Below are 21,271 nucleotides of genomic sequence, written 5' to 3'. Positions count from 1 at the left end.
GACGAATTGCCGGCGCTGCCACCGCGCGCCGATCTTTCCCTGTAGGACGCCGGGGTCCGTAGGATGGGTGGAGCTTGCGATACCCATGCTGCCGGATGCAGCAGAATGATGGGTATCGCTTCGCTCCACGCCATCCTACGCAGAGCGGTCAGGCTTACAGGTCGAGCACCAGGCGCGCGGATCTGGCCCGCGAGACGCAGGCGCAGATCTGCTTGTTGGCGGCCTTCTCCTTGTTCGACAGGCAGTTGTCGCGGTGCTCCGGCTCGCCCTCCAGCACTTCGACGATGCAGGTGCCGCAGATGCCTTCGCGGCACTCGGTGTCGATGTCGCAGCCGTGGGCCTGCAGTACGTCCACCAGCGTCGAGTCCGCCGGTACCTGAAGCACCACGCCGGAACTGGCCAGCTCCACTTCGAAGGAGCCGGCCGGCGCCGCGTTGGCGGCCGGGTCGGCCTGGAAGTGCTCCAGGTGGATGGCGTCATCCGGACGGCTGCGCGCGGCGATCTCCACCACCTTGTTCATGAACGGCGCCGGCCCGCAGGTGTAGACGTGCGCGTGTCGTGACGCGCGCCCCAGGCATTCGCCCAGCACACGGTCGAGGTCGGCGGGTTCGACGCCGTAGTGCAGCTCCACCTTGCCAGCGAACGCGTCACTGCTCAGCAGTTCGACGAAGGCCGCGTGCTCGGCGGAACGGGCGAAGTAGTGCAGGCGATAGGGTTCGCCCCTGGCGTTCAGGCGGTAGGCCATGCTCAGCAGCGGCGTGACGCCGATGCCGGCGGCGAACAGTACGTGTTCCTGAGCTTCCGCTGCCAGGCGGAACAGGTTGCGCGGCGCGCCGATATCCAGCTCGGCGCCTTCCTGCACATCGTGCAGCGCGCTGGAGCCGCCACGGGAAGCGCCCTCCTTCTTCACCGCCACCAGGTAGGCGGCACGGTCATCCGGAGGGCTGCACAGCGAGTACTGGCGCGTCACCCCGGTGGGCCCGGTGACGTCGACGTGGGCGCCCGGCTCGTAGGCGTCGAACGGCTGGCCATCACAACGTACGAGGCGGAAGGAGCGGATGTCCTGCGCTTCCTCGACGATCCTTTCGATTCTGACCTTCATCATGGCGTTACCTGCAAGGCATTGGGTGCGGGCTCTGTGGCCCCTTTCCCCGGCCTCTTTGTGACGAGCGGACGGGTGTTTCGGTTGGTTAATGGAGCGGGCCGGGGCTCGCTCGGAAAATCTGGGAGTGGACGGTTGTTCCCTCTCCCCCGCCCTATCCCTGAAGGGAGAGGGAGTGGTCCGTGCCGGCTGGCGCGGTAGTGCCATCCTGCGCCGTAAGGTCCCCTCTTTTGCAGGGAGAGAGCGGTTCACAGTGTCTGGAGCGCGCGGTGTTTCCAGCGCTGCCGATCAGTCCCCTCTCCCGCTTGCGGGAGAGGGTTAGGGAGAGAGGCGCTTCAGTTCCCCCACTCAAGCTCAGGCCAAGCGAAGGGCGCATAACGCGCAGCGTTATTCGCCGTCCGTCCAACCCAAACCCTCAGCGCATGAACAACCCACCATTGATATCCCAGCACGCCCCGGTCACCGACCCGGCGTTCTCCGCACAGAGCAGCAGTACGCTGTCGGCGATGAAGGTCGGGTCGCCCAGGCGGCCGGCGGGGATGGTCTTGAGGATCTGCTCCAGGCGCTCGGGCGCCACGCTCTCGTAGACCACCGGCAAGTCCAGCGGCCCCGGCGAGATGGCGTTGACCGTCACGCCCTGCCCCGAGAGTTCGCGGGCGAACACCTTGGTCAGGGTCGCCACGCCGCCCTTGGCCGCCGCGTAGTGGCCGCCGGTGGCGGTACCGCCGTTCTGCCCGGCCAGCGAGGCGATGTTGACGATGCGGCCGAAGCCGCGCGCGGCGAAGTGAGTGCCGAACACCTGGCAGGCGACGAAGGTGCCGCGCAGGTTCACTGCCATGGAGGCATCGAAGTCCTCCGGGCTGATGTCCATCAACGCGGCCACCTTGGACATCCCGGCGTTGTTCACCAGGATGTCGGTGCCGCCCCAGCGCTGGGCGATCAGATCGCGGGCAAGTTCGAAGTCGGCCTTCTCCCGCGCATCCAGCTTCAAGCCGAGGGCTGTCTGGCCCTCCGGGTCGAGTTCGTCGGCCAGGCGCTGCACCGCCTCCTCGTTGAGGTCGGCCAGCGCCACGCGCAGGCCGGCGGCGTGCAGGCGGCGCGCGATGACTTCACCAAGCCCGCGCGCGGCGCCAGTTACCAGGGCTACTCGTTGCATGGCGCGGCCCTCAGAGCAGGAAGCCGAGCGCGTTGAGCGCGTCTTCGGCGTTGATCAGGCGGATCACCTTGCGCTCCAGTCGCGGCTGGCCGTCGACGAAGCGGATGCGGTGGTTCAGGTCGGCAATGAAAGGCGTCGCCACACCGCGCTTGTAGGCGTAGAGCACCTGCGCCGAGTTCACCTCGACCAGATCGCCCGCCGCTTCCACCAGGGAAAAGCGCGAAACCGTGCGCACGGTCTTCGCCGCATCCACCGCCGACGGCGAATGGCCGCCGGTGAGGCGTTCGATGCGCAGCGCACGCATGCGTGCGTCGTCGAAGACGTAGTTCAGGCGCGAGGCGAAGTCATCGTCCTCACCGTCGATCGGCACCACGTAGACGCCGTCTTCGCTCCACAGCTGCGACCACTGCGCGTAGTCCTTGCGGTCAAGCAGCTCGGCTTCGCGCCAGACGAATTCGATGGCCTTGGCCAGCGGGCCGGAGAAGCCGTTCAGGGTGTCGTTGCTCATTGGCTCATCATCCTTTTCCACATCTGGTACGCCTCGCGCATGCCGCCTTCGTCGGTGGCGTGGGAGACCTTGTCGCCGTTCTCGGCAACCACTTCGCGGTTCAGGCCACGGTTGACCAGGATCGGCGCGTCGACGCCGGCATAGGAGCCACGCTGAACGCGATCCCAGGCCTCGGCGTCATCCGGGCTGCCGAAGCCGAACGGGCCCTGGAAGTGCTCGTGGATGCGCATGCGCTCGCGGTTGGCGATTTCCGGGCCGCCGTCCATGCCCAGGGCGACGTGGCGAATCTCGGTCTCGGTGACGGAGATCGGCCGCAGCACGCGGAAGAACGACATGGACATGGCCACGTTGGGGAACAGGTTGAGGTTGAAGCCGGCGCCATGCAGCGAGCGGACGATGCGGCGCACCTGTGCAGGCTCCATGGTCTTCGACAGTTCCTCGGTGACGTGGGCGAAGCGCTCCTGCAGCTGCTCGGTGCCATCGTCCTGGTCGAGGTCGACGTGCTCGGGAACCATCACCATCACGCTGTGGCCGTTGCCCAGGGCGTGGGTGACCGCCTGCTCGTCGCTCATGAACGAGAGCATCTCCTCGGTCTCTTCATCCACCGAGGACATGAACGACTTGTGCACGATGGGGAAGTGGTAGCCGTCGGTGGTGTTTTCCAGCTGGATCTTCCAGTTGCCCTTGAAGGTGAACTTGTGTTCGCCCTGGGTCTTGATCGGGTAGCCGGCGCCCTGCTTCATGAACAGGTCCATCCAGTGCTTCGCCCCGCCGAGGAAGTCTTCCAGCGGCTCGATCTCGTCGTTGTAGGTGGCGAACACCATGCCGGCGTAGCTCTCCACGCGCAGGCTGGTCAGCGGCAGCTCGGACTTGTCGAGGATGTCCTCGTAGCCATCCGGGTACGGCAGCGCGCGCAGCTTGCCGTCCAGTGCGTAGGACCAGCTGTGGTACGGGCAGGTGAAGCCGGTGGCATTGCCCTTGTGCTTCTCGCAGACGGTGGCGCCACGGTGGCGGCAACGGTTTTCCAGGACGTTGATGTTGCCCTTCTTGTCGCGCACCACGATGACCGGGCGGCGACCGACGCTGGTGGTCTTGAAGTCACCGGCGTTGCGCACTTCGCTTTCGTGGGCGACCCACACCCAGGTGCGGTAGAAGATCTTGTCCATCTCCGCTTCGAACAGTTGCAGGTCGTTGTACAGCGAAACATCGACGCGGTCGTCGCCAACCAGCTCTTCGACGCTGCGCGACCGGGCGATCAGCCGGTATTCGTGAGCGCTCATGCCCATCTCCTCATGCCGATTTCTTATGTTTTGGCGCAGGCCGCGTGGCGGCCAGGCTGTGTTCGAGTTGCGCACCGAAGGCGCACACGCGTTCGTCGTCGCCCTTGCGGCCGACGATCTGCAGGCCGACTTTCAGCCCGCCGCAATCCAGGTCCACCGGCACGGTCAGCGCCGGGTGTCCGCTGAGGTTGAAAGGCCGCACCAGGGGCGTCATGCCGGCCACCGACTTGCCGTTGCGCGCATCGCTGAGCAGCGGCGGCAGGTCGGGCATGGTCGGCAGCAGCAGGACTTCGAAATCCTCCAGCGCGGCGTCGATGGCGCGGGTGAAGTGCTCGCGCACCTTCTCCGCCTCGGCGCGCTCGGCGTCGGTGGTGCGGCTGGCCAGCAGCAGGCGCTGCTCGACGTCGGCGCCGATCAGCCCCTTGCCGGTCAGCGCCGCGTAGGCGGCCCAGTTTTCGTGATTGATCACCACCAGCCCGGCCTGGAAGGCCGCCTCGAACTCGCCGAGGAACAGGTGGCTGCGGCGCCAGCCGGCACGGTCGGCGGCGGCCCCCAGGCAAGCCTGGATGTGCGGTGCGGACGGCACTTCAAGGAAGGCCACGCGGGCGCCCTCGCCCGGCAGCTGCACCTCGCCGAAACCGGGGCAGATGACCTGCATGGCGGCGATCAGGTCGGCCATGTTGGCGGCAAACGGGCCGACGCAATCCAGGCTGCTCTGCGCCGGGTGCACGCCGTCGCGGCTGACGCGGCCGAAGGTCGGCTTCAGCCCGGCGATGCCGCAGCAGGCCGCCGGCACACGGACCGAACCGCCGGTGTCGGAACCCAGCGCGATGTCCGCCAGGCCCGCCGCCACGGCGGACGCGGAACCGCTGGACGAGCCGCCGGGCACGCGGTCCGGCGCCATCGGGTTGATCGGCGTACCGGTCCAGTCGTTGATGCCGGTGACGCCGAAGGCCAGTTCGTGAAGGTTGGTCTTGCCGACGATCTGCCAGCCGGCGTTCAGCACGGCATCGACCACGAAGGCATTGCGCTCGGCGGGTGCGGCATCGGCCAGCGCGCGGGTGCCGCAACGGGTCGGGTGGCCGGCGATGTCGATGCTGTCCTTGACCGCGACGCGCTTGTCGCCACTACCGAGAATGAATTCGCTGACGAAGGTGCTCATGCGCGGCCCTCCTCGACTTGGCCCAGCAGGCGTTGCGACAGGCGCTGGGTACGGAAGTGGCTGATCTGCCAGCGCCCGTCGATCTCGCGGAAGTCGATGTCCAGGCGCGTGCCGAACAGCTCGGTGTGGCCCTCGGCATAGGTCGAGAGCTGCTGCATGATCCACTGCCCGCGCGCGGTGCGACCGTCGACGCGGATCGACTCGCTGGTGAGGAAGTGCAGGTTCAGCGTGAAGTGCGGCGACGGCGGCAGATAGCTGAAGACGAACGCGGCGATGGCTTCGCGGCCCTGGTGATGGCCGAAGGTCTGCGCCGTGGAAGTGCCGATGCCTTCCCACACCGCATCCTCGCTGAACAGCTCGGCCAGCTCGCTCATCGCCACCGGCGCGTGCGGCACGTCGCAGAGGTCCATGTAGCGGGCCATCAGCCGGCGCACCTGGCTTTCCCCTTCGAGGGTCTCCAGGCGGCGGTTCAGCTCGGCCATGCTCAGGCTGCTCATGGCTCAGGTCCGCGCGGCTTCGGGGATGGTCAGCGGGCGGCCGATGCGCGCCTCGACCTTGGCGTACTTCCACAGGCTGTACTCGCCCACCGGGGTGGTGCGGAACAGGTTGCAGGCGTCGATCACAGTCTGGTGGCAATCGACGTCGGCCATGATGTAGACGGTCCACGGCGAGGTGGTGGACGGGCCGACCATCAGGCGGTCGTCATCCAGCACGCCGAGCACGTTCATGCCCGGCAGCGCGCCGAGGTCGCTCATCATCTGCGAGAAGCCTTTCCACACGGTGATGCCTTCACCGGTGGGCAGGTCGAAGAACGGTTGGGCGATGCCGATGCAGAACAATACGCGCAAGGGTTCGGTGGTCGGACGAGTCATGTTTCTGGGTCCTTGTTCTTATGGGGTCGAATCAGATGTATCCGGGGAACGGCGGCACATCGAGCAGCACCGCGCCGGCGCCGTCGTACATGCCATCGCTGAGGAAGGCGTGCTGGGTCACCACCATGGCGTCGCGCAGGTAGCGTTGCAGCGGGTGGTTGAGGTAGATCGCCGTGGTGCCGGCCAGGCTGTAGGCGCGGCGCACCACGTCAGCGCCGGCGCGGGATACGTGCACAGCGGCCAGGCGCAGCTGACTGACCTGCTCGGGCGTCACGGCGTTGCCGGCGAGGATGGAATCCCAGACGGTCTCGGTGGCGTCATAGAAGAAGCCGCGCGCGGCCTGCAATTCGGCTTCGGCCTTGCCGATCTCGATGCGTACGTAGGCCCGATCACCCAGCTTGGGCGCGCCGGTCACGCCGCTGGAAGACGCCATGCGGGTGATCTCGTCCAGCGCCGCGCGGGCCAGGCCGAGGTTGACCACGGCGAGCACCTGGGCGGCGTAGGCGATAGTCGGGTAGCGGTACAGCGGCTCGTCGATGTTCGATTCGCCGCCGCGGATGAAGGTCCAGTCGTCCGCGACGAAGGCGTTGTCCAGCTTCAAGTCGTGGCTGCCAGTGCCCTTGAGGCCGACCACGTTCCAGTTCTCGACGATCTCCACGTCCCTGGCGCGCAGCAGCGCGGTACGCGGCTTGCCGCCCGGGCCGCCGATGCCGATACCCACACCGAGCACATCGGCGCCCTTGCAGCCGCTGGCGAACTTCCAGGTGCCGCTGACGCGCCAGCCGCCTTCCACCTGCGTGGCCGGCTGGATCGGGAACAGGCCGCCGGCGAACACCAGGTCCGGGCCGTCGGCATAGAGCTCGGCGAGGGTGTGGCGCGGCAGTGCGGTGAGGTAGGTGCTGGCGCTACCGAAGCTGGCCACCCAGCCGGCGGAGCCGTCGGCTTCGGCGATGCGTTCGACCAGGCGCAGGAACTGCGCCGGCGGCAGCGCGTCGCCGCCGAAGCAGCGCGGGGTCGCGGCGCGGTAGATGCCCACGTCGCGGAAGCGTTCGATCATGTCGCGGGGAACGTGGGAGCGGCTGTCGAACTCGTCGCGGCGTTGGCGGACTTCGTCGAGCACGCGCTGGAATTCGAGGGCACGGCCGTCCGCATCGAGCGGTTCGGCGAGGGCGGCACGCAACATGGCGTCATCTCCGGTTGTTCTTGTAGGGCCGGCCCGTTCGATGCGGGTCGGTCGTCGTTGGGGCCAGTGTATGAACCGCCCTACCCGCCCAACTATTGGGGCGTGCAGCCCCATGCCTAAAGGAATCCCCTAGTCGGCGGCGAGTTACTCCGCAGTCCCTTCGCGTTACGCTGCGCGGTATAAAGACAGCACTGCCCAAAGAGTCCCGCATGATGTTCCAGCCCAAGCCCGACGACTTCCTCGCCCTGCTCCAGGCCATGCCGCTGTGCGTGATCCTCCATGACGTGCAGACCAAGGAAATCCTCTGGGCGAACAACGCCGCGCTGGCCGTGCTGGGCTTCACCCTCGAAGAGCTGGTGCCGCTCAAGGCACCGGACATGACCGCCAAGGCCCCGCAGTACCGCCGCTCGGTCGGCCTGCGCTGGCTGGAAGGCGCCGCGCGCACCGGCCAGCGCACCATCGAGTGGTGCTACCGCTCCAAGCAGGGCGTGGAAATCCTCTCCGAAGCCGTTGCCACCCGCGTGCCTCTTCAAGAGCGCGACGTGCTGATGGTGCAGTTCCGCGATATCTCGAAGGAGAAGCAGGTCGAGCGCGACCTGCAACGTTTCGAGAGCCGCCTGAAGGCCTTCATGCAGGACCTCGCCGAAGGCGTGGCGGTACTGGATGCGGACGGCAACCTGCGTTTCCTCAGCGAATCCGCCCTGCCCCTGCTGGGCGGCACTCAGGACGACTGGATGGCGCACAACTTCCTCGGCCGCTGCGACAGCGCCACGCGCCCGCGCCTGGAACACCACCTGGCGATGCAGCCGCCCAGCCGCGAGCCCTACTCCGTCAGCTACCAGTTGCAACGCCTGGATGGCGAATGGCGCTGGCACCACGCGACCTGCCGCTACATCGAGATCGAAGACGACCTGGTCGGCCACCTGCTGCTGTTCCGCGACGTCACCGACCAGGTCCGCGCCGCCCAGGCACAGCGCCAGAGCGACCAGAAACTGGAATACCTGGCGCGCTACAACGCCATGGGCGAGATGGCCCTGGCGATTGCCCACGAACTCAGCCAGCCGCTGGCGGCCACGCGCAACTTCATCGAGGGCGCGCTGATCCGCCTGGACCGCGAACAGAAGGCCGAAGCCTCCGCCGCCTGGGGCCTGGACAATGCGGTGCGGCAGATCGAGCACGCCTCGCTGATCATCAAGAGCGTGCGCGAATACGTGGTGAAACTGGAGCAGGCCGAGCAGCGCATCGACCTCAACGAACTGCTCGGCGAGACGCTCTACTTCATCAGCCTCAAGGCCCAGCCAAGCAACGTGCGCGTGGTACTGGAGCGCTGCGACGAACCGCTGTGGGTGAGCTGCGAGAAGGTGCTGGTCGGCCAGGTGATCCTCAACCTCGCCTTCAACGCCATCGAGGAGATGCTCAACCTCCCGGAAGAGCGCCGCCTGCTGCGCATCCGCACCTCTCGCGAGGGTGACAGCGCACGGCTTTGCGTGCTCGACCAGGGCCCCGGCATCGATGCCGGGGCCAGGGAGCGGCTGTTCGACGGCTTCTTCACCTCGAAGGTGAGCGGCAACGGCATTGGCCTTGCGCTGTGCCAGAGCATCGTCTCGCGGCATCGCGGCGATATCTGGGCCCAGAACGTCGAGCCGTGCGGGGCGATGTTCTGCTTCGGGTTGCCGTTGGCGGATCCGTCGTAAACAAGGTGCGACGCTTTTCGTAGGATGGGTGGAGCGCAGCGATACCCATCGATGGCGACGTACCGTGCAGCATGGGTATCGCAAGCTCCACCCATCCTACCTCCGTGACTCACCGGTAAGGCCGGCACCGTAGGGCACATAACCCGGAACGGGTTATCCGCCGATGATCCTACGGCGGATAACGCTGGCGCGTTATGCGCCCTACGAAAAGCCTTCATGCTCTCGAAATTTCCCACCGGCAAACCGCCTTGTGGGCCTACAAGGGCCGTCGCTAGATTCCAGTCCGCCACGGTCAATCCCGTGGCCGGGTGTGAAGACCTGACGGAATATAGGCGCGACCTTGCCAATGGTGCATACGAAAACAGCGAATCGTTTTTGTAGGCCCCCACGCAACTGTAGGAAACTGCAGCAGCTTGATGGTGGACCGCGTGGGGAGGCTCTCGGGCCTGCCGGTTCCTATGTTCCCGGTTCTTCACCCCCACGCGGTCCGCCTCCCTTCCAGGGATGGCGGTTCCCCTGTCGAACCGGAGTACCCGCCATGGATGTCTTACCCGCACTCACCGCCACTACCTTCCTGCGCCACAACCGCCCGCTACGGGCGCTGATGATCGACAACCAGCCGTGGTTCGTCGGCACCGACGTGGCGCGCCTGATCGGCCTGCACCATCCCACGGTGCTCGCACGCCGTCTGGAGGAAGACGAAGTGCGCGAGGTCCGCCTGCTCAGCCAGAGCGGCAACGAAGAACCTGCCGAGGTCATCAGCGAGCCGGCCCTGTACAAGGCGCTGTACCGCCACAGCCACCCGGAGAACCGCACCCTCGGCCGCTGGTTCCGGGAAGAGGTGATCCCCCTGCTGCGCGACCAGTACCAGACCAACCCGCACCAGCCGCGCCGCATGCGCCTGGTCTGGCTGGACGGCTACGTCAACGTGCTCGACTGGCAGGGCGAGGTCTGGGTGCCGCTGGACGACCTGCCGACCTTCACCCGCATCGAGGACAAGCCGAACGGCCCGCGTGGATTCTGGAAACGTTGAACGCGTCAGTGGAATAACAATGGCGCCCGAAGGTGCTGTTGCTGGCTCAGCACCGTAGGGCGCATAACCCGGAACGGGTTATCCGCCGATAGGTACGCGGCGGATAACGCTGGCGAGTTATCCGCCCTACGAAAAGCCGCCATGCCGGAGACCACCAACGACAATGGCGCCCGCGGGCGCCGTTGTCGGTTCAGGAAGGAGCCTCAGCCGTTGGCCTTCTTGATGATCGCCTCGGCAATGTTCGCCGGCGCCTCGGCGTACTTGGTGAACTCCATCGAGTAGCTGGCACGCCCCTGGGACATCGAGCGCACGTCGGTGGCATAGCCGAACATTTCGCCCAGCGGCACCTCGGCGCGGATGACCTTGCCGGCTGGCGTATCTTCCATGCCCTGGATCAGCCCGCGCCGGCGGTTGAGGTCGCCCATCACGTCGCCCATGTAGTCCTCCGGCGTCACCACCTCGACCTTCATCACCGGCTCCAGCAGCACCGCGCCGCCCTTCTGCGAGAGCTGCTTGGTGGCCATGGAGGCGGCGATCTTGAACGCCATCTCGCTGGAGTCGACGTCGTGGTAGGAGCCGTCGAACACCGAGGCCTTCAGGCCGATCAGCGGGTAGCCGGCGAGCACGCCGTTCTGCATCTGTTCCTCGATGCCCTTCTGGATCGCCGGGATGAATTCGCGCGGGATCACGCCGCCGACCACCTCGTTGACGAACTCCAGCCCATCCTTGCCCTCGTCGCCCGGCTCGAAGCGAATCCAGCAGTGACCGAACTGGCCACGGCCGCCGGACTGGCGGACAAACTTGCCCTCGATCTCGCACTTCTTGCGGATCGCCTCGCGGTAGGCCACCTGCGGCTTGCCGATGTTGGCCTCGACGTTGAACTCGCGGCGCATGCGGTCGACGATGATGTCCAGGTGCAGCTCGCCCATGCCGGAGATGATGGTCTGCCCGGTTTCCTCGTCGGTCTTGACGCGGAACGAGGGGTCTTCCTGGGCCAGCTTGGACAGGGCGATGCCCATCTTCTCCTGGTCGGCCTTGGTCTTGGGCTCCACGGCCACGGAGATCACCGGGTCGGGGAAGTCCATGCGTTCGAGGATGATCGGCTTGTCGATGGAGCACAGGGTGTCGCCGGTGGTGACGTCCTTCATTCCGATCAGCGCGGCGATGTCGCCGGCGCGCACTTCCTTGATCTCCTCGCGCTGGTTGGCGTGCATCTGCACCATCCGGCCGACGCGCTCCTTCTTGATCTTCACCGAGTTGAGCACGGCGTCGCCGCTGCTGAGCACGCCGGAATACACGCGGGCGAAGGTCAGGGTGCCGACGAAGGGGTCGGTGGCGATCTTGAAGGCCAGCGCGGAGAACGGCTCGCTGTCGTCGGCGTGGCGCTCCAGGTGCTTCTCTTCGTCGTCCGGGTCGGTGCCGTTGATCGCCGGGATTTCCGTGGGCGCCGGCAGGTAGTCGATCACCGCGTCGAGCACCAGCGGCACGCCCTTGTTCTTGAACGAGGAGCCCAGCACCGCCGGGACGATCTCGTTGGCCAGGGTGCGCTGGCGCAGGCCGGCCTTGATTTCCTCGACGGTCAGTTCCTGGCCTTCGAGGTATTTGTTCATCAGCTCGTCGTTGGCCTCGGCGGCGGCCTCGACCATGTGCGCGCGCCACTCGTCCGCCAGCGCCTGCAACTCGGCCGGGATGGGTTCCTCGGTGTAGCTGGTGCCCTGGTCGGCATCGTTCCAGACGATGGCCTTCATCTTCACCAGGTCGATCTGACCGGAAAAGGTTTCTTCCGAGCCGATGGCCAGCTGGATCGGCACCGGGGTATGCCCCAGGCGCTGCTTGATCTGCGCCACCACGCGGAGGAAGTCGGCGCCCTGGCGGTCCATCTTGTTGACGTAGGCCAGGCGCGGCACGTGGTACTTGTTGGCCTGGCGCCAGACCGTCTCGGACTGCGGCTCGACGCCGTCGGCGCCGCTGAACACCACCACCGCGCCGTCGAGCACGCGCAGGGAGCGCTCCACCTCAATGGTGAAATCGACGTGGCCGGGGGTGTCGATGATGTTGAAGCGGTACTTGTTGGGGTACTGCTTGGACGAGCCCTGCCAGAAGGCCGTGGTGGCCGCCGAGGTAATGGTGATGCCGCGCTCCTGTTCCTGCACCATCCAGTCCATGGTCGCCGCGCCGTCGTGCACCTCGCCCATCTTGTGGTTCACACCGGTGTAGAAAAGGATGCGCTCGGTGGTCGTGGTCTTGCCGGCGTCGACGTGGGCGACGATGCCGATGTTGCGGTAAAGCTCGATGGGCGTGGTGCGAGCCATGGTGTGCTCCGTATCTGCTGGGTGACTGCCGGGCCTGCTGCTGCGGGTCCGTTGCCTGCGCGGGACGGCGAAAGGAAGTGAAGCGTCAGAAATTTCTGAGCGCAACAGGCTCAAGGTAGCGCGTCTTCGTGGCAATTCCAGTGTCGCGCGGTCGCGGATGTCGCAGTCCGACCGGCTGCGTCGCTGCGGCATTGCGTTGGGAGACGGGAAAACCCTAAAATGATAGGCATTCTCAAATGACAATCTGACGCACGCACTGTGGCCCTCGTCAAAATCCCGTCCCCGCAGCATCTGCACACTCTCTACAACGAGCACAACGGCTGGCTCCAGCAGTGGCTGCGCGGCAGGCTGGGCAACGCCTGGGATGCCGCCGACCTGGCCCATGACACCTTCCTGCGCCTGCTGCGACGGCCACTGGAAGACCTCGGCGAACGCCCGCGCGCCCTCCTCACCCACATCGCCAAGGGCCTGCTGGTGGACCGCTGGCGGCGCCAGGAGATCGAGCGCGCCTACCTGGAAAGCGTCGCCGCGCTGCCCGAAGAGCTGGCGCCCGGCCCGGAAACCCGCGAGCTGATCCTCGAGGCACTGGAACGCATCGACGCCGCCCTGAGCGAACTGCCAGCGCTGACCCGCGAGGCCTTCCTGCTGTCGCAATTGGACGGCCTGACCTACCCGGTGATCGCCGAGCGCCTGGGCGTGTCCCTGGCCAGCGTAAAGCGCTATATGCGTGCCGGTTTCGTCGCCTGCCTGAGCGTCGCCTGATGCGCGAGCAACCGCTGGACCCCGGCATCCTCGGCGAAGCCGCAGACTGGCTGGTGCGCCTCAATGAACACCCGGCCAGCAATGCCGACTTGCAGGCCATCGAGCAATGGCGCGCGCGCAGCGCCCAGCACGCCGAGGCCTGGCGCCGCGCCGAAGCCCTGCTGGGCCTGCGCCAGCTGCCGCCGGGCCTGGGCCGCAACAGCCTGCAACGCACGGGCCTGAGCCGCCGGCAGATGCTCAACCGCCTGGGCGTGCTGCTGGCCGTGGCGCCCGCCGCCTGGCTGGCGGCGCGGCAGATGCCCTGGGCGGAGTGGAACGCTGACCTGCGCACTGCCGTGGGCGAGCGCAAGCACCTGCGCCTGCCTGATGGCAGCCAGCTGACCCTGAATACCGACAGCGCGGTGAACGTAGCCTTCAATGCCCGCGAGCGACGCCTGCGCCTCCTCGAAGGGGAAATCCTCGTCGACGCCCTGCCCGACCCGCGCCCCTTCCTCGTCGACGGCCGCCACGGCCTGCTGCGCACATCCACCGCACGCTTCAGCCTGCGCGATCTGGGCGATGCGTGCCGGGTCGCGGTGCTGGACAAGGAGGTCAGCGTCGAACTGCCGGGGTACGCCAGCCAGGTCGTCAGCGCCGGCCAGCAGCTGGTCTTCGGGGCACAGGGATTCCAGTCCCTGCAGACGGCGGACGCCAATGCCAGCGCCTGGGAGAACGGCATGTTGCTGGCCCAGGGCATGCGCCTGGATCACCTGCTGGGCGAACTGGGCCGCTACCGCAGCGGCTTCCTGCGCTGCGACCCACGCTTGGCCGACCTGCGGGTGACCGGGGCGATTCCTGTTGGCGACAGCGACGCAGGACTGGCGCTGCTGGCGGACATGCTGCCGGTGAAACTGCGGCGGCTGACGCGCTATTGGGTCACCGTGGAGCCTGCATGAGCTGATTCCGCCTCAATGCGATCGATCGCGTTGGGCGCGTCCGTAGGATGGCGTGGAGCGGAGCGATACCCATCGGGCCCGCCGCCGACAGCATGGGTATCGCTCAGGCTCCATCCATCCTACAAAAGCCGCCTCACTTCACTCGTTCTGCCAAAACACCGTCTGAAAAAAATTCACTCACCCCTGACACCTTTTTCGCTCTCGCCCGGTGAAGAGGAAGACAACCTCTTTCGCCGACAGGAACACTCCATGCTCCTCCGCTCCCGCCTTCGCCCGCACTCCCTCGCCCTGGCCGTCGGCCTGGCCCTGACCGGTGGCGTGGTGCTGCCCACCCAGGCCGCCGAAGCCGCCAGCCAGCAGCGCCAGTACGACATCGCCCCCGGCCCGCTGGGCGAGGTACTGGCACGTTTCGCCGCCCAGGCCGGCGTGCCGCTGGCCTTCGAGGCGCAGGCACTGAACCGCCAGCAGAGCGCGGGACTCAAGGGCAGCTTCGCGCCCGAGGAGGGTCTGGAACACCTGCTGCAAGGCAGCGGCTACCGCCTGGTGCGCAAGAACAGCGGCTATGGCGTAGAGGCCGCCCCCGATGGCAGCGGCGCCCTGGAAATGGACGCCACCACCGTCAGCGGCGCCGCGCAGCTACGCGGCGAACTGCCGCCCGCCTATGCCGGCGGCCAGGTCGCCCGCGGCGCGCAGTTGGGCATGCTGGGCAACCAGGACATCCAGGATGTGCCCTTCAGCTTCGCCAGCTACACCGCCAGGACCATCCAGGACACCCAGGCACAGACCGTTGGCGACGTGCTGCTCAACGACGCCTCGGTGCGCCAGGGCAACGGCTACGGCAACTTCTCGCAGATCTTCGTCATCCGCGGCCTGCCGCTGAGCACCGACGATGTCTCGCTCAATGGCCTGTATGGCGTTACCCCGCGGCAGATCATCGGCACCGAGTCGCTGGAGCGCGTCGAGCTGTTCAAGGGGCCCAACGCCTTCATCAACGGCGTGACGCCCAGCGGCTCCGGCATCGGTGGCGCGGTCAACCTGCAGACCAAGCGCGCCGAGGATGTCCCCACCCGCAGCGTGACCCTGGGCTACGGCAGCGACAACCAGATCGGCGAGCACCTGGACCTGGGCCAGCGCTTCGGCGAGGACAACCGCTTCGGCGCGCGGATCAACCTCGCCCAGCGCGAGGGCGAGACCGGCGTCGACGACGAGAACCAGCGCTACAAGCTGGCCACCGTCAATCTCGACTACCGTGGCGAGCGACTGCGCCTGATGACCGACTTCGGCTACCAGAAGCAGCGCATCAACCAGGGCCGCCCGGTGGTCTATGTCGGCACCGGCGTCACCAGCATCCCCCACGCGCCGGACGCCGACGACAACTACGCGCAGTCCTGGAGCTATTCGCAGCTCGAAGACACCTTCGGCATGTTCCGCGCCGAATATGACCTCAACGACAACTGGACCGCCTACCTCTCTGGCGGCGCCAAGCACACCCGCGAGAACGGCGCCTACTCGGCCCTGACCCTCAGCGACAACAACGGCGCCGCGGGCGGCGGCATGATGGACGCCACCCACGACGAGGACAACAAGAGCGCCATGGCCGGCCTGAACGGTCACTTCGCCACCGGGCCGGTCAGCCACCAGATGAACCTCAGCGTCGCCGGCATCTGGGCCGAACAGCGCAGCGCCTACACCATGATCACCAAGCGCTACCCCACCGACATCTACAATCCGGTGCAGACGCCCAAGCCCGCGCCGACCCTGAGCGGCGGCGACTACAGCGATCCGGGCATCGTCGGCAAGACGCTGAACAGGAGCCTGGCCGCCGCCGACACCCTGGGCTTGCTCGATGACCGTGTGCTGCTGACCGTCGGCGTGCGCCGGCAGAGCATCGGTACCGACGGCTGGAACTATGTCGGCAAGCGCACCGCCAGCTACGACGAGTCGATCACCACGCCGGTCTACGGCCTGGTGGTGAAGCCCACCGAGTACCTGTCGCTCTACGCCAACCGTATCGAAGGCCTGGCCGCAGGGCCGACCGCGCCCAGCAGTGCATCGAACTTCGGCGAAGTCTTCGCGCCGAACCGTTCCAAGCAGGTGGAAGTGGGCGCCAAGCTGGACTTCGGCAGCTACGGCGGCAACCTGGCCTTCTACCGCATCGAGCAGCCGTTCAGCACCACTGACCCGGATTCGAAGATCTTCAGCGTCGATGGCGAGCAGGAAAACCGTGGCATCGAGCTGAACCTCTTCGGCGAGCCCGTCGACGGCCTGCGCCTGCTGGCCGGCGGCACCTGGATCGACACCGAGCTGAAGAACACCGCGGGCGGCAAGACCGACGGCAACCGCGCCGTGGGCGTGCCGACCTTCCAGTACAACCTGGGCGCCGACTGGGACGTTCCCGGCCTCCAGGGCGCCGCCCTCAACGGCCGCGTGCTGCGCACCGGCGGCCAGTACCTGGACGCTGCCAACGACCTGAGCATCCCGGCCTGGACCCGCGTCGACCTCGGCGCCCGCTATGCCTTCAAGGTGGACGAGCGCGACGTGACCCTGCGCGCCAACCTGGAGAACGTCGCCAACAAGTCGTACTGGGCCTCCACCATCGGCGGCTACCTGACCCAGGGCGATCCGCGCACCCTGAAGCTGTCGATGACCGTCGATTTCTGACATCCCCATGCGACAGGGACGTCGCACCCTATCCAGAGCCAGCCGGTAGGCAAGAACATCGCCCGGCCGTCTCGCCACTGGAACGCAACCGCCATTCGGGTCCATGCTGGAAGCTCGCCCATTTGCCGGAGTTCGCCCCATGAGCGACGCCATCACCATCGATTTCGTCTCCGACGTGGTCTGCCCCTGGTGCGCCATCGGCCTCAACGGCCTGCTGGAAGCCATCCGCCGGGTGGACGGCGAGCTGAGGGTGGAACTGCGCATCAAGCCCTTCGAGCTCAACGCCGACATGCCCGCCGAAGGGGAAGACCTGGTGGAGCACCTGCAGCGCAAGTACGGCAGCAGCGCCGAGGACATCGCCCGCAACCAGGAGCACCTGCGCTCCATGGGCGAGGAAGTCGGCGTGCACTTCGACCTCAAGAAGCGCAGCCGCATCTACAACACCTTCGATGCCCATCGCCTGCTGCACTGGGCGGGTGAGTCGCACCGCGACATCGCCCTCAAACAGGCGCTGCTGCATGCCTACTTCGGCGAAGGACGCGACCCGAGCGACCCGGAAGTGCTGCTGGAAGTGGCCATCAGCGTCGGCCTGGACGCCGTGCGCGCGCGGGAGATCCTCGACAGCGACGCCTACGCCGACGAAGTGGTGGCCGAGGAGGACTTCTACACCAGCCACGGCATCCGCGCGGTGCCGGCGGTGATCCTCAATGGCCGGCAGCTGATCTCCGGCGCGCAGAGCACCGACTACTACGAGCAGGCGCTGCGCCAGGTGGCACGGCAGGCGCCATTGCCGGAGTGAGCTTCACCGGTGTGAAAAAGCCCGCTGCGCACGGGCCTTTTCAGCGGTCTGGCTGAACAAGGTGCCCCACCCTGCGGCAGCGCTCGCTAGTGTGTGCTATCGATCAGGTGGCACAGCGCCGTCTTCAGCTTCATCGGCCGCACCGGTTTGTGCATCAGCGTGTGGCCCAGTTCGCGCACCTGCTGCTTCAGCTCATTGCTGTAGTTCGCAGTGATCATCAGCGCCGGTAGCGGCGTGCCGCGGCGGGCGTTGATCGAGGCCACCGCATCGACCCCGTTCAGCCCGTCGTCGAGGTGGTAGTCGACTATCAGCAGGTCCGACTCGGCGTGGAAGTTGTCCACCTGGCGCGCCAGGTCTTCTTCCGACAGCGCCGTCACCACCTGGCAGCCCCAGGTTTCCAGCAGCGTACGCATGCCGGCGCAGATCGAGGCGTCGTTATCCAGCACCCACACGCGGGAGCCGCGCAGGCGTTCCACCAGGTCGTCGGCGGTGCGCTCCGGCTCCGGAGCCACGCGGGCCACACGGCGCGCCAGCGGAACTTCGATGGCGAAGCGCGAGCCCTTGCCCGGCACCGACTCCACCTGGATGCGATGACCGAGCATGCGCGCGATCTTCTCGACGATGGCCAGGCCCAGCCCCAACCCGCGATCCTGATGGAAACGCTGCACATCGCCGCGCTTGAACTCCTGGAATATCTCGCCCAGCTTGTCGGCGGCGATGCCCACACCGGTGTCCCAGACCTCGATCCACAAGCTTTGCCGACGTCGCCGGCAACCCAGCAGCACCCGGCCCGAGGGTGTGTAGCGAATGGCGTTGGTCAGCAGGTTGCGCAGGATCCGCGCCAGCAGCTGGATATCGCTGCGCACCTGCGCGCCGCACGGCACGAAGTCCAGCGCCAGGCCTTCGCTGGCGGCCACCTGGCGGTATTCGGCGGCGAGGTTGCCGAGCAGTTCGCTGACGTCGAACGAGGCGATGTCCGGCTTGATCACCCCGGCGTCCAGCTTGGAGATGTCCACCAGGGTGCCCAGCAGCGTCTCCACATCCTCCAGCGACTGGCTGATGTTGCGCACCAGCGCCTCGCCACTGCGCTCCTGCAGCGCGCTGGTAAACAGGCGCGCGGCGTTCAGCGGCTGCAGCAGGTCGTGGCTGACGGCGGCGAGGAACTTGGTCTTTGACAGGTTGGCCTGCTCGGCGTCGCGCTTGGCCTCACGCAGGCGCGCCTCGACCTGGCTGCGCTCGTCGATCTCGCGCTTGAGCTGGTCGTTCAGGCTGGTCAGTTCGGCGGTGCGTTCACGCACCCGTTGTTCGAGGTTCTGGTAGGCCTGGTGCAAGGCTTCTGCGGTGCGGCGGCGCTCGGTGATGTCGCGGATCAGCACGAACAGGCCCGTCACGGTGCCGTCGGCCTGGCGATTGGGCACGTAGGAGCGCTGCATGTAGCGCTCCTGCCCGGCGAGGTTGGTCTCGGCGATCTCGAAGGTGACGCTCTCGCCCGACAGTGCGCGCTCGAAGTACGGCTCCAGGCGCTGGCAGTGCTCGGCGCTATGCACCTCGCGCAGGTTGCGCCCGAGCATCGAGCCGCTGGGCCAGCGGTACCATTCCTCGTAGACCTTGTTGGTGAAGTCGTAGTCGAGGTCGGCAGTCAGGTAGGCGATCAGCGCCGGCACCTGATCGGTGATCAGGCGGATCCAGCGCTCGCTTTCGCGTAGCGCCTCGGCATGCCGGTAGCGCTCGGTGATGTCGGTGAAAGTGTTGACGAAGCCGCCGGTGGGCAGCGCGTGGGTGCGGATTTCCAGCATGCGCCCGTCGAACAGCCGTTGCTCGATCACGCCCTCCGCCTCGCCCTTGCGCGGGCGGCTGCGCGGAGTCAGCAACGGCAGTTCGCTGTCGGCCATGACCTCGGCGAAGGGCCGATGCGCCTCGATCGGCGCCAGCCCGCAAAGCTCCAGGAATCGCCGGTTCCACAGCTCCAGCGCGCCATCGGCGCCGACCATCGCCACGCCCTGGGACAGGTTGTCCACGGCGCGCTGCAGCAGGTGCGACTTCTGCGCCACCGCCTGCTCGCGGCGGACCATTTCGCTCTGCTTGATCTCGGTGATGTCGCTGTAGAGCACCACCAGCCCGCCGTCGCGGGTCGGCCGCTCGGTAACGCGCACCCAGCGCTCGTTGCGCAGGCGATAGAGGGTGTGTTCGTCATCGCTGCTGCGCTGCTCCTCGACGATCAGGCCGCTGCTCTGCGCCAATCGACGCACCTCGCTCAGCCGCGTTCCCGCACCGACGCGGGCGCGGGTCTGCGCCCAGAAGGCACGGAAGCGCTCGTTGTACAGGACGATGCGCTGTTGCGGGTCGAACAGCACGAAGGCATCGGAGATGCTCTCGATGGCGTCGAGCAGGTGCTGGTGTGCGGTTTCCGCGCGCAGGCGGGCATCGCTGAGCAACTGGTTGCTGGATTTCAGCTCGACCATCGCCTCGCTCAGCGCATCGGTGCGCTCGCGCACCTGTTCGGCCAGCACCACCGAGTGCTGGAAGGCGCCATAGGCGTTGTCGCCCCGCGAGGTGGCCGATTCGACGCGTTCGATCAGCGCCGCGTTGATCCGCTGCAGCTTGTGGTTGTCGCGCTCCAGTTCCTCGATGCGCGCGCGCAGCTCAGCGTCCGGCATTGCCCCGAGGACGGCCAATGGCGACACCGGTGAAGGTCTGGTTGATATGCATGCCATTGAATTGCTCCCCGTAGGTATTGAAGCCGATCACCTGCTGGCTTCGGAGAAACTCGGCGGTAGGCTCGGTATCGCCGGCCACCTCCAGCTCCAGGCGGCGCAGGAAGCAGTCGCAGCCGATGGTCAGCAGCGGCGGGCCGAGGCGTTCGTGCAAACGCTGGAACTGCGCCTGCAGCCCCGGCAGCAGCGGGCCGGTGCTCATGGCGGTGAGGACGATGCCGTTCTCCACCGCGCAATAGAAAGTCAGGCTGAGGTCGTCGTTGATCTGCTGGATCGAGCGCACGTAGTACTGGTCGCGCACCCGCACCGCCAGTGGATGTGCCGGGAACAGCGAGAAGTCCAGCTGTTCCAGCGGCACCCCGACCAGCCGGGCGAACTCCAGCGCGGCCGGCTCGGCGTTGAGCTCCAGCACGCGGCGGCTGTCGCTGTCGGCGCGGGTGACCACCAGTTTCTCTTCACTGGGCAGCACGTGGTGGGTGGTGAACACCTCGAAATCCAGCCAGGTGTTGAACAGCACCACCACCGCCGCGCCGGTGTGGAACTGGCCCTGGTAGTAGACGTGGGTGTGGGTCAGGTGGTTGTCGTCGCCGGCCGAGCCGCCGAAATGCGGAATGGCGCCGAGCGCGGCGCTGAGCGCGGCGAGCACCACCTCCTCGCGGCTGGAAAGGCCGTCGAGCAGGGTCAGGGCGAAACTGTGGTCCTTGATCGGCGCCAGCCCTGCGCTGCGGCAGTCCGCCACCAGCGACTCGACCATCTGCTGCGCGTCGATCAGGCTGAAGCGCTCCATTTCGTCCACCAGCGCGCAGGAGACGGCGAAGCTGCGCAAGTCGAAGCCCACGGCGGTGACGCAGCCGCGGCCGTAGCCCTGCGGAGTGATCTCCCCCGCAGTGGTACAGCCGGCCAGGTCGATACCGCCAAAATACTGCTCCAGGGCGGCAGCCAGCGCCGGCAGGTCGTACTCGGCGGAGCAGAAGAACAGCACGAAGCCGAGGTTGGGATGGATCAGCTGGCGCGCCAGGTCCTGGGCGACCGCCTCGACGTCGCGGGCGCTGGACATGCCGCGAACGACTCCTTGTGTTTCGTGCATGGCGTACGCCC

At 66.9% G+C, this 21,271-nt stretch carries 17 protein-coding genes; 6 read left to right on the top strand and 11 right to left on the bottom strand.

Annotated elements, in window-relative coordinates:
- Positions 1-154 precede the first annotated feature (154 nt).
- The 8 genes from MJ122_RS11965 to MJ122_RS11930 all read right to left on the bottom strand — a co-directional run bounded on the left by MJ122_RS11965 (position 155) and on the right by MJ122_RS11930 (position 7,263).
- Positions 155-1,105, bottom strand: coding sequence for a PDR/VanB family oxidoreductase (locus MJ122_RS11965; RefSeq protein ID WP_239744293.1), 951 nt, complete (start codon positions 1,103-1,105; stop codon positions 155-157).
- Between the two features lie 412 nt (positions 1,106-1,517).
- Entirely contained in the window at positions 1,518-2,258 is a 741-nt protein-coding gene (locus MJ122_RS11960; RefSeq protein WP_239744292.1) for an SDR family NAD(P)-dependent oxidoreductase, read from the bottom strand.
- Positions 2,259-2,268: 10 nt separating this feature from the next.
- Positions 2,269-2,766 (bottom strand): aromatic-ring-hydroxylating dioxygenase subunit beta, encoded by a 498-nt coding sequence (locus MJ122_RS11955; protein WP_239744291.1) that lies wholly within the window; start codon positions 2,764-2,766, stop codon positions 2,269-2,271.
- On the bottom strand, positions 2,763-4,046 hold the full coding sequence (locus MJ122_RS11950) for an aromatic ring-hydroxylating dioxygenase subunit alpha (RefSeq protein ID WP_239744290.1): 1,284 nt from the start codon (positions 4,044-4,046) through the stop codon (positions 2,763-2,765). Before MJ122_RS11950 ends, MJ122_RS11955 begins: the two co-directional genes overlap by 4 nt.
- Positions 4,047-4,056: 10 nt before the next feature.
- Positions 4,057-5,208: an amidase gene (locus MJ122_RS11945; RefSeq protein ID WP_239744289.1), complete on the bottom strand. Its 1,152-nt coding sequence runs from the start codon at positions 5,206-5,208 to the stop codon at positions 4,057-4,059.
- Positions 5,205-5,690 carry a nuclear transport factor 2 family protein gene (locus MJ122_RS11940; RefSeq protein WP_088417585.1) on the bottom strand — a complete coding sequence of 162 codons (486 nt, stop codon included), beginning with the start codon at positions 5,688-5,690 and terminating at the stop codon, positions 5,205-5,207. The genes MJ122_RS11945 and MJ122_RS11940 overlap by 4 nt, the downstream gene beginning before the upstream one ends.
- Before the next feature lie 18 nt (positions 5,691-5,708).
- Complete coding sequence (locus tag MJ122_RS11935) at positions 5,709-6,080, bottom strand: hypothetical protein (RefSeq protein WP_017516776.1); 372 nt, start codon at positions 6,078-6,080, stop codon at positions 5,709-5,711.
- Between the two features lie 31 nt (positions 6,081-6,111).
- Positions 6,112-7,263, bottom strand: coding sequence for an acyl-CoA dehydrogenase family protein (locus MJ122_RS11930; RefSeq protein WP_239744288.1), 1,152 nt, complete (start codon positions 7,261-7,263; stop codon positions 6,112-6,114).
- 212 nt (positions 7,264-7,475) lie between these two features.
- On the opposite strand from MJ122_RS11930, the gene MJ122_RS11925 reads away from it, so the two are divergent.
- Positions 7,476-8,957 (top strand): ATP-binding protein, encoded by a 1,482-nt coding sequence (locus tag MJ122_RS11925; RefSeq protein WP_239744334.1) that lies wholly within the window; start codon positions 7,476-7,478, stop codon positions 8,955-8,957.
- 538 nt (positions 8,958-9,495) lie between these two features.
- Positions 9,496-9,990, top strand: coding sequence for a BRO family protein (locus tag MJ122_RS11920; protein WP_239744287.1), 495 nt, complete (start codon positions 9,496-9,498; stop codon positions 9,988-9,990).
- A gap of 203 nt (positions 9,991-10,193) precedes the next feature.
- On the opposite strand, the gene fusA is transcribed toward MJ122_RS11920, so the two are convergent.
- Positions 10,194-12,302, bottom strand: a complete 2,109-nt coding sequence (fusA, locus tag MJ122_RS11915) for an elongation factor G (protein WP_088417179.1) — start codon at positions 12,300-12,302, stop codon at positions 10,194-10,196.
- A 258-nt stretch (positions 12,303-12,560) separates the two neighbouring features.
- Here fusA and MJ122_RS11910 point away from each other — a divergent pair, with 258 nt between their 5' ends.
- From MJ122_RS11910 to MJ122_RS11895, 4 genes are all read left to right on the top strand, one after another.
- A complete protein-coding gene (locus MJ122_RS11910; protein WP_239744286.1) occupies positions 12,561-13,064 on the top strand; it encodes a sigma-70 family RNA polymerase sigma factor in 504 nt (167 codons plus the stop codon).
- Positions 13,064-13,999, top strand: a complete 936-nt coding sequence (locus MJ122_RS11905) for a FecR domain-containing protein (RefSeq protein ID WP_239744285.1) — start codon at positions 13,064-13,066, stop codon at positions 13,997-13,999. Before MJ122_RS11910 ends, MJ122_RS11905 begins: the two co-directional genes overlap by 1 nt.
- A gap of 249 nt (positions 14,000-14,248) precedes the next feature.
- Positions 14,249-16,660: a TonB-dependent receptor gene (locus tag MJ122_RS11900; protein ID WP_239744284.1), complete on the top strand. Its 2,412-nt coding sequence runs from the start codon at positions 14,249-14,251 to the stop codon at positions 16,658-16,660.
- Positions 16,661-16,799: 139 nt separating this feature from the next.
- Entirely contained in the window at positions 16,800-17,459 is a 660-nt protein-coding gene (locus MJ122_RS11895; RefSeq protein WP_088417183.1) for a DsbA family oxidoreductase, read from the top strand.
- Positions 17,460-17,545: 86 nt separating this feature from the next.
- Here the strand turns inward: MJ122_RS11895 and nahK are convergent, their stop codons facing one another.
- Positions 17,546-20,173, bottom strand: a complete 2,628-nt coding sequence (gene nahK, locus MJ122_RS11890; protein WP_239744283.1) for a hybrid sensor histidine kinase/response regulator NahK/ErcS' — start codon at positions 20,171-20,173, stop codon at positions 17,546-17,548.
- The gene (nosP, locus tag MJ122_RS11885; RefSeq protein WP_026078765.1) at positions 20,103-21,260 is read right to left on the bottom strand and encodes a nitric oxide-sensing protein NosP; all 1,158 of its coding nucleotides are present in this window, start codon (positions 21,258-21,260) and stop codon (positions 20,103-20,105) included. Before nosP ends, nahK begins: the two co-directional genes overlap by 71 nt.
- Positions 21,261-21,271: the final 11 nt, after the last annotated feature.

Origin of the sequence: Pseudomonas sp. DP-17 (assembly GCF_022380625.1) — a bacterium.
GTDB classification, from domain to species: Bacteria; Pseudomonadota; Gammaproteobacteria; order Pseudomonadales; family Pseudomonadaceae; genus Pseudomonas; species Pseudomonas nitroreducens_A.
This window is presented reverse-complemented; position numbering and strand designations above follow the sequence as displayed.